This window comes from Nitrosomonas oligotropha, from assembly GCF_900106555.1.
GTDB lineage: Bacteria > Pseudomonadota > Gammaproteobacteria > Burkholderiales > Nitrosomonadaceae > Nitrosomonas > Nitrosomonas oligotropha_A.
On the sequence record NZ_FNOE01000019.1, the window covers coordinates 16,846 to 34,991 of the forward strand.

The 18,146-nt window shown below is 51.1% G+C and carries 15 protein-coding genes; 11 read left to right on the plus strand and 4 right to left on the minus strand.

Annotated features, from left to right (window positions below):
- Positions 1 to 139: 139 nt before the first annotated feature.
- Both BLU57_RS10545 and adk read right to left on the minus strand, forming a co-directional pair.
- Positions 140 to 1,399, minus strand: a complete 1,260-nt coding sequence (locus BLU57_RS10545) for a 6-phosphofructokinase (RefSeq protein WP_090320387.1) — start codon at positions 1,397 to 1,399, stop codon at positions 140 to 142.
- 139 nt (positions 1,400 to 1,538) lie between these two features.
- Entirely contained in the window at positions 1,539 to 2,192 is a 654-nt protein-coding gene (adk, locus tag BLU57_RS10550) for an adenylate kinase (protein WP_090320390.1), read from the minus strand.
- 216 nt (positions 2,193 to 2,408) lie between these two features.
- On the opposite strand from adk, the gene recA reads away from it, so the two are divergent.
- The 5 genes from recA to BLU57_RS10575 all read left to right on the plus strand — a co-directional run bounded on the left by recA (position 2,409) and on the right by BLU57_RS10575 (position 7,815).
- Entirely contained in the window at positions 2,409 to 3,458 is a 1,050-nt protein-coding gene (gene recA / locus BLU57_RS10555; protein WP_090320393.1) for a recombinase RecA, read from the plus strand.
- Between the two features lie 5 nt (positions 3,459 to 3,463).
- Positions 3,464 to 3,922: a recombination regulator RecX gene (gene recX / locus BLU57_RS10560; protein WP_090320396.1), complete on the plus strand. Its 459-nt coding sequence runs from the start codon at positions 3,464 to 3,466 to the stop codon at positions 3,920 to 3,922.
- Positions 3,919 to 4,284, plus strand: coding sequence for a hypothetical protein (locus BLU57_RS10565; protein WP_090320398.1), 366 nt, complete (start codon positions 3,919 to 3,921; stop codon positions 4,282 to 4,284). Before recX ends, BLU57_RS10565 begins: the two co-directional genes overlap by 4 nt.
- On the plus strand, positions 4,281 to 6,878 hold the full coding sequence (gene alaS, locus BLU57_RS10570) for an alanine--tRNA ligase (protein ID WP_090320401.1): 2,598 nt from the start codon (positions 4,281 to 4,283) through the stop codon (positions 6,876 to 6,878). Before BLU57_RS10565 ends, alaS begins: the two co-directional genes overlap by 4 nt.
- Before the next feature lie 67 nt (positions 6,879 to 6,945).
- Complete coding sequence (locus tag BLU57_RS10575) at positions 6,946 to 7,815, plus strand: hypothetical protein (protein ID WP_090320404.1); 870 nt, start codon at positions 6,946 to 6,948, stop codon at positions 7,813 to 7,815.
- 64 nt (positions 7,816 to 7,879) lie between these two features.
- Here the strand turns inward: BLU57_RS10575 and BLU57_RS16860 are convergent, their stop codons facing one another.
- On the minus strand, positions 7,880 to 8,080 hold the full coding sequence (locus BLU57_RS16860; RefSeq protein WP_218131660.1) for a type II toxin-antitoxin system HicB family antitoxin: 201 nt from the start codon (positions 8,078 to 8,080) through the stop codon (positions 7,880 to 7,882).
- A 121-nt stretch (positions 8,081 to 8,201) separates the two neighbouring features.
- On the opposite strand from BLU57_RS16860, the gene BLU57_RS10585 reads away from it, so the two are divergent.
- From BLU57_RS10585 to BLU57_RS10605, 5 genes are all read left to right on the plus strand, one after another.
- Entirely contained in the window at positions 8,202 to 8,495 is a 294-nt protein-coding gene (locus BLU57_RS10585; protein WP_256206239.1) for a nucleotidyltransferase family protein, read from the plus strand.
- Positions 8,488 to 8,832 carry a HepT-like ribonuclease domain-containing protein gene (locus BLU57_RS10590; RefSeq protein WP_090320407.1) on the plus strand — a complete coding sequence of 115 codons (345 nt, stop codon included), beginning with the start codon at positions 8,488 to 8,490 and terminating at the stop codon, positions 8,830 to 8,832. Before BLU57_RS10585 ends, BLU57_RS10590 begins: the two co-directional genes overlap by 8 nt.
- Before the next feature lie 110 nt (positions 8,833 to 8,942).
- A complete protein-coding gene (locus BLU57_RS10595; RefSeq protein ID WP_090320410.1) occupies positions 8,943 to 9,398 on the plus strand; it encodes a hypothetical protein in 456 nt (151 codons plus the stop codon).
- A 229-nt stretch (positions 9,399 to 9,627) separates the two neighbouring features.
- On the plus strand, positions 9,628 to 11,541 hold the full coding sequence (locus BLU57_RS10600) for a lytic transglycosylase domain-containing protein (RefSeq protein ID WP_090320413.1): 1,914 nt from the start codon (positions 9,628 to 9,630) through the stop codon (positions 11,539 to 11,541).
- 3 nt (positions 11,542 to 11,544) lie between these two features.
- Complete coding sequence (locus BLU57_RS10605; RefSeq protein ID WP_090320415.1) at positions 11,545 to 12,777, plus strand: multifunctional CCA addition/repair protein; 1,233 nt, start codon at positions 11,545 to 11,547, stop codon at positions 12,775 to 12,777.
- A 28-nt stretch (positions 12,778 to 12,805) separates the two neighbouring features.
- Here the strand turns inward: BLU57_RS10605 and BLU57_RS10610 are convergent, their stop codons facing one another.
- Positions 12,806 to 16,630, minus strand: coding sequence for a bifunctional diguanylate cyclase/phosphodiesterase (locus BLU57_RS10610; RefSeq protein WP_256206240.1), 3,825 nt, complete (start codon positions 16,628 to 16,630; stop codon positions 12,806 to 12,808).
- 408 nt (positions 16,631 to 17,038) lie between these two features.
- Here BLU57_RS10610 and BLU57_RS10615 point away from each other — a divergent pair, with 408 nt between their 5' ends.
- Positions 17,039 to 18,127 carry a calcium-binding protein gene (locus BLU57_RS10615; protein ID WP_090320418.1) on the plus strand — a complete coding sequence of 363 codons (1,089 nt, stop codon included), beginning with the start codon at positions 17,039 to 17,041 and terminating at the stop codon, positions 18,125 to 18,127.
- Positions 18,128 to 18,146 lie beyond the last annotated feature (19 nt).

Here is an 18,146-nt window from a genome sequence, read left to right on the forward strand (position 1 = left end):
AATAAAAAATCAGGGCGTATTTTATCCGTTCTTACTACTTGAATGCATCAAATTTTTTTGAATATACGATTACTTAACAACCAAATCAGTGGTGTATGACTTCATTACAACACTGATCGAATTGCTTGATACCCCATTATTATAATTTGAACTCACCCAATTTCTTAGCAACTGCGACATTCTTCAGCCGCACATAATCCGGCAAACCATTTTTGTACGGCGGATAATCTTCCCCTTCGATCAACGGCGCCAAATACTCACGGCAGGCTGGGCTGATGCCGAAACCATCTTCAGTGATAAAATCAGCTGGCATCATTTTCTCAACGTTGGCCACGCTGGAAAGCTGCGCCATACCGACCGACCACTTATACGGTGCGCTGGATTCACGGACAATCGTCGGCATTACCGAATTATGTCCTGCCAGTGCATATTCCACGGCAGCTTTACCCATTGCATAGGCTTGCTCAACGTCAGTTTTAGAAGCGACGTGACGCGCTGCGCGCTGCAGATAATCGGCAACGCCCCAATGGTATTTCAGACCCAGACCGTCTTTGATGATATTCGCGACTACCGGGGCAACACCACCGAGTTGCGCATGACCAAACGCATCGCGCAGTCCCTGATCGGACAGGAAATTGCCATCGCCACCTTTGACACCTTCCGACACCACGACCGAACAGTAGCCATATTCCTTCACATACCGGTCCACCTTGGCGAGAAACTTTTCTTTATCGAAAGTAACTTCCGGAAACAGAATGACAATTGGAATCTCACAATCCGGGCTTGAAGCCAAGCCACCAGCTGCTGCAATCCAGCCTGCATGACGTCCCATGACTTCCAGCACAAAAACTTTGGTGGAAGTCTTCGCCATACTGGCTACGTCAAAGCTGGCTTCACGGGTGGATACCGCAATATATTTAGCCACCGAACCAAAACCCGGGCAACAATCCGTGATCGGCAAATCGTTATCAACGGTTTTAGGCACATGAATCGCTTGAATGGGATAGCCCAAGGTGCCTGATAATTGTGAGACTTTCAAGCAGGTATCGGCAGAATCACCACCGCCGTTGTAAAAAAAGTAGCCGATATTATGCGCCTTAAAAACCTCGATCAAGCGCTCATATTCGCGGCGGTTTTGTTCCAAACTCTTTAATTTATAGCGGCAGGAACCAAAAGCACCCGATGGGGTGTGACGCAGTGCAGCAATCGCCGCTGCCGAATCGGCATTGGTATCGATCAAATCTTCGGTCAGCGCACCGATAATTCCATTGCGGCCCGCGTATACATTCCCGATTTTATCGGTATGCTGCCGCGCCGTTTCCAGAACGCCCGCGGCGGAAGCGTTAATGACTGCGGTAACGCCGCCGGATTGGGCATAAAATGCATTTTTAATTGCCATATATTTTCTCCTGATTAATCAAATCGTAAGCATGCTATTTTCATTCTACTGAATCTGTACGCACAAAAACTCAGGCGCGGCTTGCCGCGTCCCGAGTCTTGAATCCATTCCGTGAATCAAAAAAGAGGCTGGCTAAAACTTATTTCAATGCTGCGAAAATCAGATCACGTATTTCTTCAACCGTGCCTATGCCAGCTACTTTGATGTAGCGGGGCGCATCTTTCCCGCCATGTGCCGACCATTTTGAATAATACTCAACCAATGGCTCGGTTTGCTCATGATAGACTTGCAAACGTTTCCGGACCGTTTCTTCCTTATCGTCATCGCGTTGTATCAACGGCTCGCCAGTCACATCATCCTGGTCATGGGTTTTGGGTGGATTAAAATCCACATGATAAGTCCGTCCGGATGCGGGATGCACTCTGCGGCCCGACATACGCTTAACAATTTCCGCATCGTCAACATCAATTTCAACAACAAAATCAATCGGCACACCGGCTGCTTTCATAGCATCGGCTTGCGGAATCGTACGTGGGAAACCATCAAACAGGAAACCGCTTGAACAATCAGGTTGTGTAATACGTTCCTTGACCAGATTGATGATAATGTCGTCTGAAACCAATCCACCGGCGTCCATTATTTTTTTTGCCATGACGCCTAATTCTGTTCCTGCTTTCACAGCGCTACGCAACATATCGCCGGTAGAAATTTGCGGAACACCGAAATGTTCCTTAATATAATTGGCCTGAGTGCCTTTGCCGGCACCAGGACCGCCTAATAAAATGACTCGGATAGCTATTCTCCCTCTGTTACCAATTAAAATTTACTAAAAGCAGTGACGTATTTATGTCTGCCACTTCAACGACATTATGTAATTATATCGCAGGCAAGCCGGATACTCGAGTTTTTTACTATGCCAATTTCTGCAAAGCCCAACAACTTCATAACAAGTTACGTTGATGTAATACAGGTTATGCGATAATTTGCCCGACTCTTAACAGGAAAAATCATGGATGAAAACAGAAGTAAAGCGCTTGACGCTGCGCTAGCCCAGATCGAAAAACAATTTGGCAAAGGCTCCATCATGCGGCTGGGCGCCAACGATGTCGCCTATGACATACAGGTCGTTTCTACCGGTTCATTAGGGCTCGATATCGCATTGGGCGTCGGCGGATTGCCGCGCGGGCGGATCATAGAAGTCTATGGTCCTGAATCATCCGGCAAAACCACGCTAACCCTGCAAGTCATTGCCGAAATGCAGAAAATGGGCGGGACGGCCGCTTTTATCGATGCCGAGCACGCACTGGATCCGCAATATGCGCAGAAGATCGGCGTCAATGTCAAAGAACTGTTGATTTCTCAGCCGGATAACGGCGAGCAAGCGCTGGAAATCGCCGATATGCTGGTGCGCTCCGGCTCGGTTGACATCATCGTGGTGGATTCCGTCGCGGCGCTGACACCGCGCGCGGAAATCGAAGGCGATATGGGCGATCCGCAAATGGGATTGCAAGCTCGGCTGATGTCGCAAGCATTGCGCAAATTGACCGCCAATATCAAACGCAGCAACACCATGGTCATCTTCATCAACCAGATCCGCATGAAAATCGGTGTCATGTTCGGCAATCCGGAAACGACTACCGGCGGTAACGCGCTGAAATTTTACGCCTCCGTGCGCTTGGATATCCGCCGCACCGGATCGATCAAAAAAGGCGAAGAAACCATCGGTAACGAAACGCGCGTGAAAGTGGTTAAAAATAAAGTCGCACCGCCGTTCAAACAGGCGGACTTCGATATCCTCTACGGCGAAGGCATTTCGCGTGAAAGCGAAATCATCGAGTTGGGTGTATTGCATAAACTGATCGACAAATCGGGTGCCTGGTATGCGTATCAAGGCGAGAAAATCGGCCAGGGCAAGGATAATGTGCGCGATTATCTAAAGGAACACAAAGAAATGGCCCATGAAATCGAACAAAAAATCAGAGCCATCGTCGGCATTGCCGATTATGCCAAACCGGTCAAAGAAATAGCCGAGAAAGAAAAAATCGAAAAAGAAAAATAACTTTCATGGATACACGCTCTCCCATCGAAATACGCGCACTGCGCTATCTGGCGCAACGCGAATATTCACGCCGGGAATTGGAGCAAAAACTTGCCGCGCACAGGGATTCCCTCGCAACGGAAACGCTGGCGGCGGTACTCGATAAACTGGAGCAGCAAGGTTTTCTTTCCGAGCAGCGCATGGTTGAACAAGTCGCCCGGACGCGCCGCTTCCGTTTCGGCAGCCAGCGCATTGTTCATGAATTAAAAACCAAGGGTATCGACGGTCATTTGATTGACGGTATCCTGCCAGCACTCAAGGAAACCGAGCTGGAGGCTGCATTAAACATCTGGCGGAAGAAATTCGATCATCCGCCCGCCACACGGGAAGAGCGCGGCAAACAAACGCGATTCATGATGAACAGGGGTTTTTCCATGGAAATAATACAACAAGTCTTATCACACGCTAGCGAGGAAAGCACATGAAAAAATGGCTTGCGCACATGATGTTAATGCTGGCAATTCTCACAACCGGCGACCCAGCTCTTGCCGGCGAGATCACACCGATCAAAGAAATCAATGCGGCACCGGTCAATTTTGACGGTCAGGAAGTCAAACTAAAAGGCATCCCGAAAAATCCCACGCGCCTACCGCTGGTCAACCTGAAATCCTACGTGCTGGAAGACAGCAGCGGCGAGATTACCGTACTCACCGAATTCGATCTCCCCAAAATGAATGAAGAAATCACCATCCGGGCTAAAGTCAAAAGCCTGGCCATCGTCAAGGGCGATGCGCTGGGTTTAACGGTCACTGAACTAGAACGATACGAGCAACAGCAAAAAATATGAAAAGCAGCGAAATTAGACAAAAGTTTCTTGATTTCTTTGAATCTCACGGTCACACCGTCGTCGCCTCCAGTCCGTTAGTACCCGGCAATGATCCGACGTTGTTGTTCACCAACGCCGGTATGGTGCAATTCAAGGATGTATTTTTAGGCCAGGATAAGCGCCCTTACGTGCGCGCCGCCAGTTCGCAGCGCTGCGTACGCGCAGGCGGCAAGCACAACGACCTGGAAAATGTCGGTTATACCGCGCGGCATCACACCTTCTTCGAGATGCTCGGTAATTTCAGTTTCGGCGATTACTTCAAGCGCAACGCCATTTTGTTTGCCTGGGATTTTCTAACGGGCACGCTGAATATCCCGCGCGAGAAATTATGGGTGACAGTTTACGCGGAAGACGATGAAGCCGCCGATATCTGGTTGAACGAAGTTGGCGTCGAGCCGTCCCGCGTGGTGCGCATCGCCACTACTGACAACTTCTGGCAAATGGGCGATACCGGCCCGTGCGGCCCCTGTTCCGAGATTTTTTACGACCACGGTCCGGATGTGGCAGGCGGCCCGCCCGGCTCTCCTGACGCCGATGGCGACCGCTACATCGAAATCTGGAATCTGGTGTTCATGCAGTACAACCGCGACAGCGCCGGAACACTGCACCCGTTGCCAAAACCGTCAGTCGATACCGGCATGGGACTGGAACGCATTTCCGCCGTCATGCAGCATGTGCACAGCAATTACGACATCGACCTGTTTCAAAGCTTGATCAAAGCGGCGGCACGAGCAACCGGCACCGGCAATCTCGCCGACAATTCGCTCAAAGTGATCGCCGATCATATCCGCGCCTGTTCGTTTCTGATCACCGACGGCGTCATCCCGGGAAGCGAAGGCCGCGGTTACGTGCTGCGCCGCATCATCCGCCGCGCCATCCGTCACGGTTACAAACTGGGACAGAAACAACCCTTCTTTCATCAACTCGTGGAAGATTTGAGTCAAGTGATGGGACAAGCGTATCCGGAACTGACCGCCGCCAAAAAACGCGTCGCTGCCGTATTGCTGCAAGAAGAAGAGCGCTTCGCCGAAACGCTGGAAAATGGTATGCAAATTCTGGAAACCGCACTCAGCCAGAAAATCAAAGTGCTCGACGGTGAAACCGCATTCCGGCTGTACGATACGTTCGGTTTCCCGATTGATCTGACCGCCGACATTGCCCGCGAGCGAGGCATCACGGTTGATCATGACGGGTTTGAACAAGCCATGGCGCGTCAGCGCGAACAAGCGCGCGCCGCCAACAAATTCACCATGCAGGAAGGCATCGAATACACCGGCAGCCAAACCACCTTCTACGGTTACGATACGTTACAGCACGAAGGGCAGGTATTAGCGATCTACAAACAAGGCAGCGCGGTCGATTTCGTCGAAGCCGGTGACGAAGCCGTGGTGGTGCTCGATCAAACGCCGTTCTACGCTGAATCCGGCGGGCAGGCTGGTGACAGTGGCGAATTGCTCGCCGCCAATGGCACTTTTGAAGTCACCGACACGCAAAAAATCCAAGCCGGTGTGTTCGGCCACAAAGGCTTGCTGCGCAGCGGCCGGTTGGTGGTCCGCGATAGCGTGCAAGCGCGCGTCAATCCGCAAACTCGCGTCAGCACCGCCAACAACCACTCCGCCACGCATCTGCTGCACGCCGCGCTGCGCAAAGTGCTCGGCATGCACGTCACGCAAAAAGGCTCGCTGGTCGATTCCAACCGGCTGCGTTTCGATTTTTCGCACAACGCGCCGATGAGCGCCGACGAAATCCGCGAAACCGAGCGCTTAGTTAACGAACAAGTCCGCAACAACACTGTCGTGGAAGTCGCCACAATGCCATACGACGACGCGATCAAACGCGGCGCGATGGCGCTGTTCGGCGAGAAATACACAGATGTGGTGCGCGTCATCGGCATGGGTGAATTCTCCACCGAGCTCTGCGGCGGCACGCACGTGCCACAAGTCGGCCAAATCGGCCTGTTCAAAATCGTCGCCGAATCCGGCGTTGCCGCCGGTATCCGCCGCGTTGAAGCAGTCACCGGAAAAGGCGCGATCGATTACGTGCAGCAACGCGAAGCGCAACTGCTCGAAATCGCGCACGCGTTAAAAGCCAACCCGCAAGAAGTCACGCAAAAAATCGCGCAAATCATCGACAACGTGCGGCAAACCGAAAAAGAACTGGCGCGCCTGAAAACCAAAATGGCCAGCTCGCAAGGCGCCGATCTGGCACCGCAAGCACACGACATCAACGGCGTCAAAGTGCTCGCTGCCAACCTGGAAAACGCCGACGCCAAAACCCTGCGCGAAACGCTCGATCAACTCAAAGACAAACTCAAAACCTGCGCGATTGTGCTCAGTACCGTCGCCGACGGTAAAGTCACGCTGATCGCCGGTGTCAGCGCCGACCTCACCAGCAAAGTCAAAGCCGGAGAGCTGGTCAACTTCGTCGCCCAGCAAGTCGGCGGCAAAGGTGGGGGACGGCCGGACATGGCGCAGGCGGGGGGTACGCAACCGGAGCAGTTGCCTAGGGCGCTTGAAGGGGTGAAGGATTGGGTTGAGAAAAAAAACGTGGTGTAATCTTGATTTATCGCAATATTTTTGATTTAAGACTTGGCCCAGTGTTGTACTTTAAAGGGAAGTAGGTATGGCAGAGTATGTGGCCGTTACAAGTATTGCTGATATTAGCATCCCAATGCTCAAACGATGCGCATTACTTTTCTCGCGCATTGCCGTGGTAGGGGTTCAACATGTAAAAGAAAACGAATATCTTGCAAGTGAGCTGACATATCTACAGAATCAAGAGTTTGTCTTTGAGCCTCAGAATAGTGAAATTTATTTTCCTGACGATCCCGATTTTAATCACTCTCTTAGCTTAGAGCGCAATGTAATGCATCAAGTAACACCACATTTACTCAAAGCCGCTATATTAGGCAAGGAAGATGAAGTTCGGTCTCTTTTACTGCTCACGTTGGATGCTACTTTAAGGACAATCAGCGTTGGACTTCGACAGTCATATAAAATAGAAACCTGTCCACTTCTAAACTTTGATATCGTATCTTTTAGCGAGCCTCACGGTAAGAAAACTCAGGCCCTGGAAATCGTATTAAAATCTTTGCCAGTTCCAGATGAGTCAACTCCTTGGGAGCAAATATTTGAGTATCGCAATGATCCAGACTCGCATCATAAATTTTTGGATTTACGAAACTGGATAAGTGAAGTAGCTAGAGGTGAACTAACCCCTTCTGAAATAGAAGAAAAGATTGAGTATTTAGTAAGCCAGTATCAAAGGCATATGAACCTTCATAAGATGAAAACTAATCAAAGTACACTACAAACTATTGTCGTCTCAACCGCAGAGACTGCAGAAAATTTTGTAAAGATTAATTGGGGTCAGATTGCTAAAAGCCTATTTTCACTCAATCAAAGAAAGATTGCTTTACTGGAAGGTGAATTGACATCAATTGGCAGTGAAGTGGCATATATCGTAAAAACTAAAGAGACATTCAACCCGTAATACAGTTGCCCTGGCAAGAAAGAAGCACTTTCTTCGGGACTAGTTGATGCACTGTGAAATCCCATCAAGCAGGAACTTCGATGTATTGAACGATGCTGGTCGGTTGCGGTATGGGTAAACCGTCTTCCATCACTCCTTCGATATGTAGTTCGGTGGCTTCGCGAATTTCCCGTTCTGTTTCTTCAACGGTCGATCCAGGTGCAACGCATCCCGGTAAATCCGGAACATAGGCCGAATAGTTATTTCCTGCTTTTTCAACAACGATTGCTTAACGCATGATTCACTCTTTGAGTTTTGCTTGCTTAAGTATGCTGTTATTTCGCAAATTTTGTTGACGATGCGGTAGCATAGCGGCATTCCGACAATGTCAATTCTGATCACACAACATGATGAACCGCCAGCAAGTTCTCGACACTTTACGCACACTCAAGCCTGATTTGATCGAACGTTTCGGCGTAACACGCCTGGTTCTGTTCGGCTCTACTGCGCGCGATGAGGCAAAAGAAAATAGCGATATCGATATTGTGATCGCTTTTGATGGACCGGCGACATCGAAGAAATATTTTGGCGTGCAATTTCTGCTGGAAGATCAACTAGGGCGCCCGGTCGATTTGGTCACTGAGAAAGCATTGCGCTCTGAATTAAAGCCCTTTATTGAAAGGGAAGCGATTGATGTCTGAACGCGAATGGCGATTTTATCTCGATGATATGATTGGCTTTGCGGAAAGGGTACTGATTTATACGGAAGGATTGGATCAAGCAGCGTTTGTGGCTTCGGGTTTGAATTATGATGCGACGGTGCGAAATCTCGAACTCATCGGAGAAGCCGCAACACATATACCGGTTGAAATACAAAAAGCTTTTGGTGCCGTGCCTTGGCGGCAAGTAATAGCAACCCGCAACCGGCTTATTCACGGTTATCTCGGAATTGATAACGATACGCTATGGAGCATCATTAAAGACGATGTTCCTGCCTTGATAATGCAGTTACGCCTTATCGGTAACAGTCTAAAATAACCAGAAACAAAAAAGCGTTATAGAAGCTATCCCATGGCACAGCAAGCTATAAGCGTCGCTGGAAAAAAATACCGAAAAAACTGGATGCAGAATAACAATCAAGAGTACCAATGAAATTTGAACGATTGATCACCATCATTACCAACCTTGCCGTGGTCGCGGGTATGGTGCTGGTGGTATTTGAGCTGCAACAGAACCGCGAGGCGATTCAGATTGCGCATCAGCTATCGCTCGCGGGGTTAATCAGTCAAGCGCATCTGGCGGTTGCATCGGAGCAAGAACTTGCGGACTTGATAGCGCGCGCAAAGCGCAACGACACACAGAATTTCAGTCCCGCGGATATTGAGCGCGTCAATCAATGGGCGCTGGCATTCCTTGAACCGCGCATCAGCTCGTACCATCTCAGGAGCAACGAGTTCATTGTGCTGGAAGACTGGTGCGATCTCATGCGCGATTTTACCGATCTCTACCGGCACCCTTACTTTGGCGCCATCGTGAAATCAGACCTCAGTTACGCCGATGCCATCATGGCGGATATCGAGAACCGCTGTACTGTGAATAAATAACCCGTTAGGCGGAAGCCCGTCAGGGTCTTGCGCCACTTGCAAAGCCAGGCTGTTTATCGGCTTTTGGCGGAAGGATTTGCCAGACCGGAACATATCACCCGTTCCACGTGCGTATCCTTGCATCCATCCCGCAGCGGTACTTTGCAATGCTCTTCCCGCTTGATTCGTTGTAAAATAGTCGTCATCCGTTTCTTAACTACCCTTCCTTGAGTTTATCCGGTTAAAAGCTATGAGAAATTATCTTGTTGGACTAATCCTTTTAGCTTATTGGGGAACGTCATCAGCCAGCCAGGATGCTGATTTCTTAACTGCACGGGAAGCATTCCAGTCCGGCAATGCCAAGCGTCTCGATGAATCCGCCGCGCGGTTGCAACGTCATGTGCTATGGCCTTATGTGGATTACTACCAGCAACGCATGCTGCTACGCACCACCGATAACGCGAATATCCGCTATTTCCTGTCGCGTTACGACGGCGCTTTGGTTGCAGACCGGATGCGCGGCGACTGGCTCAAAATGCTGGGCAAGAATCAGCAATGGGCGCTTTTTGACGCCGAATATCCGCTGCTGGTGAATAAAGATAATGAATTATTGTGCTATTACTATCAGCGCCGCCTGAATACCAACGACCGTACAGTGTTGCCCGAAGCTCGCGCGTTATGGTTTACACCGGCCAGTCTACCGGATAGCTGCACGCCCGTTTTCCAAGCGCTTATATCCAGCGGTCAGATCAAAGTCGAAGACATCTGGACGCGAATCCGCTTGGCATTGGAAGAAAATCAAACCGGCGTGGCCACGCATGCAAACCGCTATTTACCCAGCCTTGAAGCGCTGAACAGCGCCGAGTTGAATAATGCCGCGAAGAATCCGCAGCGTTACCTGGAAACCCTGAAAAGAAAAATCAAAACGCGCAGTGACCGCGAAATTGTCTTGTTCGCTCTGTTACGCCTGCTGCGCAACGATACCAACCCGGCGTATGTGCAATGGTTGAAAGTTAAGGATCAGCTGACTCCATCCGATCGTTCGTATTTCCTCGGAAGACTCGGACATCGCGCCGCCATGCGGCATGATTCGCGTGCTTTGGATTGGTTCCGGGAAGCGCAAAACATGACGCCGTATTATCCGCCTTCGGATACCGTGCTGGCGTGGCAGGTACGCGCGGCTTTGCGCGCCGCCCAGTGGGACGAGGTGCTGAAAACCATCGAGCGGATGTCGCCCGCCGAACAGCAAATCGATACCTGGCGCTACTGGAAAGCGCGTGCGTTAAAAACCAAAGGCAGAACGCAGGATGCCAACGACATTTTTATTCCGCTCAGCAACGAGCACAGTTTTTATGGTCAGCTGGCCAGAGAAGAACTGGGCACTATTCTGACCATCGCGGACAAAACTTATCGCGTCAGTAACGCGGAAGTATCCGCCATGGAGCGTAACCCCGGTCTGCAACGTGCGTTGGCTTTCTCGCGCATGAATTTGCGCACCGAAGCGCTGCGGGAATGGAGCTGGACTATCCGCAATTTCAGCGATACCGAGTTGCTGGCCGCAGCGGAAGTCGCCCGCCGCCAAGGTCTATATGACCGTGCGATCAACACTGCCAACCGTACTGTCGCGCAACACGATTTCAGTTTGCGCTTCTTATCGCCACACCGTGAAACCCTCAAAAAGATTCTGCGGCAACATGAACTGGACGAAGCTTGGGTATACGGTTTGATCCGGCAAGAAAGCCGCTTTATTGCGGATATCAAATCGCACGCCGGAGCAGCCGGTTTGATGCAATTGATGCCCGCCACCGCCGAGTGGGTGGCCAAGCAATTGGGCATACCGAATTTCCGCCAGCACCTGGCCGTCGACGTGAATACCAATTTGCAGCTGGGCACCTATTATCTCAAGCACGTGCTCGGCACGTTGGACAATCAGCCGCTGCTGGCTTCCGCTGCGTATAACGCCGGGCCCGGACGCGCCAGACGCTGGCGGGACAATACCATGCCGCTGGAAGGCGCGATTTATGCCGAGACGATCCCTTTTAACGAAACGCGCGATTACGTTAAAAAGGTTTTGAAAAATTCGATGTATTACGCCAAGGTGCTCGATCACGGTCAAGATGCGCCGACACTCAAGCAGCGCCTGGGTGTTGTCAGGGCGAAATAATCCGTGAAAACTTACCTCGTGGGCGGCTCGGTTCGCGATGAACTGCTGGGATTGCCGGTCAAAGATCATGATTATGTCGTCGTCGGCGCTTCACCCGAGGAAATGGAACAGCTCGGTTATCGTCCGGTCGGCAAGGATTTCCCGGTTTTCCTGCATCCGCAAACGCATGAACAATATGCCTTGGCACGCACGGAACGGAAAATTTCGCGCGGCTACAAAGGATTTGAAGTATTCACTTCACCGCAAGTCACGTTGCAGGAAGATCTGGCGCGGCGCGATTTGACCATCAATTCGATCGCCAAGGACGAAGAAGGCAACATCATCGATCCTTTCAACGGTGTAGCCGACTTGGAAGCCGGTATACTGCGTCATATCAGCCCCGCGTTTTCCGAAGACCCGGTGCGCATTCTGCGTGCAGCACGGTTTGCCGCGCGTTTCAATTTTCACGCTGCCCCAGAGACACTTGCCTTGATGAGTGACATGGTGCATAACGGCGAAGTGGATGCGCTGGTGCCGGAGCGCGTTTGGCAGGAGTTGTCGCGTGGTTTGATGGAAAATAATCCGTCCCGGATGTTCCACATGTTGCGCGAATGCGGCGCATTAGCGCGCATCATGCCGGAAGTCGATGTATTGTTCGGCGTTCCGCAACCGGCGCACGCGCATCCGGAAATCGATACCGGTGTGCATATCATGCTGGCGATCGATTACGCCGCCGCGCAAGATTATTCGTTGCCAGTGCGCTTTGCCACGCTGATGCATGATCTGGGCAAAGGCACGACGCCACCCGAGGAGTGGCCGCGTCATATCGGTCACGAGGCGCGCAGCATCGAATTGACGCAAAATGTATGCGAACGCATCCGGGTACCCAAGGATGCCCGTGATCTGGCTTTACTGGTCGCCCGTTACCATGGCGACGTGCATCGCGCCGCAGAACTGAAACCGTCCACACTGGCGGATATGCTGCAAGCAGTCGATGCCTACCGCAAGCCTGCCCGGTTCGAAGAATTTTTGCAGGCTTGCGCGTGCGATTTTCACGGCCGCCCCGGCTATGCCACCAAACCTTATGTTCAAGCCGAACGATTCCAGCAAGCATATGCCGCGGCCAGAAGCGTCGATGCCGGCGCCATTGCCGCCGAATTGCGCCAACGCATCCCGGATGCCACGGCATTGCCCGCGGCCATTAATGCACGTGTGCGCGAAACGCGTATCGCCAGAATAAACGCTGAACTCGGCTAAGAAGCCAAGCCGTGACTGAACTCTGATATCAAGATTTAACGGGAATTTGCGCGCTCGGGCGGCCAAAATAATAGCCTTGCGCAAGATCGACTCCCAGATTTTTCACCATACTCAGCGTAGCGGCGTCTTCAACGAATTCCGCCACGGTTAACTTGCCAAGCCCGCGCGCGACTTCCACCATGGCTTTGACAAAAATCTGATTGTCGCGGTTATTGGGAAGATCGCGGATAAACAACCCGTCGATTTTCAGAATTTCCACCCCCAGGTATTTCAGATAGCCAAACGTCGAAAAACCGCTGCCAAAATCGTCCAGACAAACACAGCAACCGGCTTGATGAACCGCTTCGATGAAGCGTTGCGCATCTTGTATGTCTGACACCGCCGCCGTTTCCGTCAATTCGATGATCAGCCGTGCCGGATCCACGTGCAGTTCGCTTAACAGATTACGGATGTACTGGGGAATCGCCGGATCGTCAAACGTCCGGCCGGAAATATTGATCGCGACGGGTGGCATCTCCGGATTTTCACTGAGCAGTTCGATGCTGCGTTTGATCACCCAGCGGTCGATCGTGACAATCTGGCCATTTTTTTCCGCTATGGGAATAAATTGACCGGGCATGATCAAATGCGCCGGTTCATTCACATCGCGCATCCGGATGAGAATCTCTAAATGAGTCAGTGCATTGTGAGCAGTTTCGTAGATACCCTGGAAATGAACTTCAAAAAGATTCTGTTCCAGCGCCTGGGCAATCCGGTTATACCAAGTCAGCCGGTGCATCATGGCTTCCGAAGAATCACGCTGAGGATCGTAGACAGCCCAGGTATTCTTGCCCTGATTCTTGGCCTGATACATCGCCGCATCCGCATGCGCCACCAAATCTTCGGCTGTTTCGCCGTGCTCAGGGAAAATAGCGACACCGACGCTGGTTGTCAGCCGGATATTGGTGTCACGGAAATGCAGCGGGATCGATGAGATGGAGGTTACAATCCGAGCGGGAAGGATACTCAAATCGTCATCCGGTTGCAGATGGCTGAGAATGGCAAATTCATCGCCCCCCAAGCGGGCAAACACTTCGATATGCCGCACAATGCTGGAAATCTCGCCCGCTGTCCGGACCAGAACGGTATCACCAGCTTTGTGCCCGAAAGTATCATTAATATATTTGAAATCATCCAGATCAAAATACAGTAGCGCAAATTTCTGCCGGTTGCGTAGTGCAGTGGCGATCAGATTATTCAGTTCTTCCTGGAATCGGTGGCGATTATACAAACCGGTCAACGGATCGCGCTCCGCCAGATACAGCAGCTGCTGCGCGATTTGCCGCTCTTGCGTAATATCCTCGTACATCCATAAACGCCCGATAATCCGTCCCTCGATGTCATTCACGGGATACGATAATTGAGTGAGCGTCCGTCCGTTATTCAATTCGAGTTCGCAACGCTCGCTGATTTCATGCGTATCCAGCGCATTCAGCACATGCTTGGAAGCGTGACCGGGTTGCGCAAAACGCTCGCCGGAGCTATCGAGGATAGTCCTGGCCGGCTTATTCAATAAATTCTCTTGCTCGCCGATACCCCACATCCGCAAGAATGCCGGATTGACATACTCCACCCGGTGTTCATTGTCTTCAAACAAAATGCCCATGTTCATGGCGGACAGTAATGCACCCATGCGGCTTTGTTCCCGTTCTGCCAGCACACGCAATTCCCGTTGATGGCGCTCAGACACTTTCAATTCTTCCAAAGCCGTGCTTAATTCTTCTTCCGCTTTTCGTTGGTGCGTAATATCCAGCATCACGCCTTGCAACAACACCGGTTTTCCATCCTCGTCTTTCAACCAGACCGCATCATCCCGTACCCAGGCAGTACCGCCATCCTTCTTATGAATCCGGTATTCCGCATGATACGCCGCGCCATCCTTCAGACTGATCGACAGAGCGGACACAATACGCTCCCGGTCATCCGCATGAATTTGCCGTATCCACAGCTGTGGATTATCGAGCCACTCTTGCACGCTAAAACCAAGCTGCAATTCGAGTTGCGGACTTACGAAAACGGTGCGGACATCGGGATCCATGGCGGCGGTATAAGTAACGGCCGGGATTTGTTCGATCAGTGTGCGGTATTTCGATTCGATACTGCGCCGTTCGGTGATATCGTGCGCAAACCCTACGATGCCGATGATTTCATCGTGACTGCCGCGCAACGGTAATTTGATGGTATCAAGCCAGCGGGACTGCCCATTGCTGAGGGTAGCTTGATCAGCCGGATTACGGATGCGCTTGCCGGAAAATGCTTCGTCGTCATCGGCGTGAAATCCGCGGATATTTCGAGCCGGATCGCCATAACAGATATAGTCCGGCCAGAAATCGGTATCCGGTCTGCCTAACAAGTCTTCCGGTTTAAGTCCCAAACCATCGGCAAAAGCCTGGTTCACCAATAAAAAGCGATGCTGTTTGTCTTTTACAAAAATCCAGTCCGGCGTGGCATCGATAACCGTGCGCAACAGGTTCCTGGCTTGATTAATTTCTTCTTCCGCGCGCTTTTGTTCACTGATATCCGTATGCGTGCCGAGCATGCGCAGCGGCTGACCCTGCTGATTCCATTCAACGATTTTTCCTAGCGAGAGTATCCATTTCCACTCACCTTGCTGCGTAAGTTGCCGGAATTCCACCCGGTAATCTTCGCGTAAACCGCCGATGTAGTCGCTGTAAACTTGGTAAACGGCATCCCGGTCCGCCGGATACATGCGCTCTAACCAGCGCGTATTCGTTTCCACAAAAGATCGCGGATCATAACGCAGCATGCGGGCATATTCGGGACTGACTACCGCTTCCCCCGTTTGCACATTCAAATCGTACAACCCCTGATTTGCCGCCGCCAGCGCCAGACGCAAACGTGATTCACTATCCTGCAATTGCTGCTCCGCTTGGCGCTGATTCGCCTGGATACCGATCATCATAAAAGCGATGAGCGTAATCGTTGCAACAAAAATACATAACACTAATTGATCAAGCTGGAAATCCCCTCCGGAGAAAGGACCGAACCCTTTCGTCGTACCCATGACAGCAATCGAGGCAATCGCCAGAACCACAATGAAAGTCTCTAATGCATTTAAACGTAAACCCGCCCATATCAAAGGGGGAAAAACCAGGAAAGCCAGCGGCAGCATGAGCTGACTGATGGCCGTAATACCGCCGAATATCAGCCAGGTTAAGCAGATACAGCTCCCCAGCACGAGGACAAATTCCGGCTTGAGCCGTGACCATTGAAATTGCGTAGTTCGCCGGAATTCCGCTAAGAACAGCAGCAGAGGAGTGAACACCAGAACGCCTACAGTGTCTCCAAGCCACCAGCCGATCCAAGCCTGGGAAATCAAATCAACCGGCAGCATTCCACCGGCATATAGCGCAAGGACACCAATGCTGGCAGTCAGTAACATGCTGCCAGGCCCGATCAACAAAAAAGTGGTCACATCACGTCCGCCGGCTAAGCCGTACGAGAACGCCAGCACTCTTTTGAGTAATAATGCACCCAGTACCGGCCCCGCGCTATTACCTAAGGAAATTTCCAGAGCGATTGCGGGAGTAAGTTCGCCGACAGACAGGTTAATGGCAAGCGCACCCAGCAATATTCCCGGCCAGCACGATATTCCCCAAACCAAGAGTGCGGCCAGCGCAATCCCTGATGGCGGCCAGAACAACGTGACATTAGAACCGATGTAAGGCAGGCTCAGCCCAAGTTTTCCTCCGGCAAAATAAGCCGCGGCCAGCAGTAAAATTCGTATTGCAAGGGAAAATAGCGGCTTTTTTGTCTGTTGTTGTGCCATATAAGCGGAAGGTTTGGATATCATTCACGGATCTTAGGAAGTTCCGAAAAACTACTGCGCTCGGCCATGCTGCGTTGAAATCAGGTTCAAGATGCTCATTTACCTCTCGTAAACTGCACTTCTTCACCTGATTTCGCTTTCCCTGATCGTCTTCAGAGTTTCCTTAGAGAGTTTAAACAAGACCGAATGCATTAAACCTGCTTTTGAATAGCCGAGATTATCACGTTGGCGGTTAAAACGAAATTCGATTTCAAGCAATTGCGGAGACAGGATATTTATAGCCCTGTTTTGATATCGCCGTACGCTGCATCATCCTATTAAGGCAAGATTTACAGTTATGAAGATACTGTTCTTCATTTTAGGTTATCGTGTATATTATGCCGGTGTCTTTAATTGATTGCTAAACACCTGATTTAAGGAAGGGAGGAGAAAATGACATTCCACGTATTCCATATTAACGAAGTATATTCAAATGCTGCGGGAACCGTTCAATTCATCGAGTTTGTTGGCGATGCCAACGATCAGGATGAATGGGCGGGGCATACCATCACTTCAACCGATGATGTCACCACGCATACTTATAATATCGCCACGAACCTTCCCAGCGAGGCGACTCTCAACAAATCGGTGCTAGTCGCGACGCAGGGGTTTGCGGATTTGGGCATCGTTACTCCCGATTACATCATTCCGAATGGATTTTTATTTATCGGCCACGGCACCGTGACTTTTCCCGGCATGATCGGCGGCAAGATTACTTATGCCGGATTACCGACCGATGGAATAAAGTCACTGAACCCCGATAGCTCCAGCGGGATCAATTCTCCGACAAACTTCTCCGGCAAAACCGGTTCCGTTCCCAGTAACATATTCTCAGGAACTGATGGCTCTGACAGTCTGGTAGGCACATCCGGGGATGATTTTATTCTGGCCTCCGATGGCAACGATACGTTAAATGGTCTAGGCGGCAATGACACACTGAGTGGCGGCTTTGGTGTCGATACTGCAATCTATAGCAGCAGCCGTGTAAATTACACGGTACACGGAACCAGTTCGGGGTTCAGTGTTTCCGGGGCGGAAGGCAACGATACGCTCACCGGTATCGAACGCTTCCAATTTGCCGACAAAAAAATCGCGACCGACCTCAGCAACGGACAAGCCGCCAGCAACACAGTCAAGCTCATCGGCGCGGCATTCGATGCACCAACCATTCAAGCACACCCGGACTATGTCGGCATAGGGCTTGGTTTGTTCGATTCCGGTCAAAGCATGCTGCAAGTTTCGCAACTGGTGATCGGTGTGCTGGGCAATCTGGATAATGACACTTTTGTGGATACAGTGTACAAGAACGTAGTAGGTAGCGCCCCTTCGCCCGCAGATCACAATCTGTATACCGGATTGCTAACAGGCAGTGGCGGCACGTTAACGCAGGCGCAATTATTGGAGATTGCAGCCAATTCTGATGTGAATGCAACGAACATCAATCTGGTCGGATTGCAGCAAACCGGGGTGGAATTTACTTAATCGCGCGGCGGATCAAGCT

What these genes read in the sequence shown, in the direction of transcription:
- BLU57_RS10545 (WP_090320387.1), bottom strand. Translation starts at nt 1,399, where the DNA reads ATGGCAATTAAAAATGCATTTTATGCCCAATCCGGCGGCGTTACCGCA.
- BLU57_RS10600 (WP_090320413.1), top strand. Translation starts at nt 9,628, where the DNA reads ATGAGAAATTATCTTGTTGGACTAATCCTTTTAGCTTATTGGGGAACG.
- BLU57_RS10590 (WP_090320407.1), top strand. Translation starts at nt 8,488, where the DNA reads ATGTCTGAACGCGAATGGCGATTTTATCTCGATGATATGATTGGCTTT.
- BLU57_RS10575 (WP_090320404.1), top strand. Translation starts at nt 6,946, where the DNA reads ATGGCAGAGTATGTGGCCGTTACAAGTATTGCTGATATTAGCATCCCA.
- alaS (WP_090320401.1), top strand. Translation starts at nt 4,281, where the DNA reads ATGAAAAGCAGCGAAATTAGACAAAAGTTTCTTGATTTCTTTGAATCT.
- recX (WP_090320396.1), top strand. Translation starts at nt 3,464, where the DNA reads ATGGATACACGCTCTCCCATCGAAATACGCGCACTGCGCTATCTGGCG.
- BLU57_RS10585 (WP_256206239.1), top strand. Translation starts at nt 8,202, where the DNA reads ATGATGAACCGCCAGCAAGTTCTCGACACTTTACGCACACTCAAGCCT.
- BLU57_RS10615 (WP_090320418.1), top strand. Translation starts at nt 17,039, where the DNA reads ATGACATTCCACGTATTCCATATTAACGAAGTATATTCAAATGCTGCG.
- recA (WP_090320393.1), top strand. Translation starts at nt 2,409, where the DNA reads ATGGATGAAAACAGAAGTAAAGCGCTTGACGCTGCGCTAGCCCAGATC.
- BLU57_RS10565 (WP_090320398.1), top strand. Translation starts at nt 3,919, where the DNA reads ATGAAAAAATGGCTTGCGCACATGATGTTAATGCTGGCAATTCTCACA.
- BLU57_RS10595 (WP_090320410.1), top strand. Translation starts at nt 8,943, where the DNA reads ATGAAATTTGAACGATTGATCACCATCATTACCAACCTTGCCGTGGTC.
- BLU57_RS10610 (WP_256206240.1), bottom strand. Translation starts at nt 16,630, where the DNA reads ATGATATCCAAACCTTCCGCTTATATGGCACAACAACAGACAAAAAAG.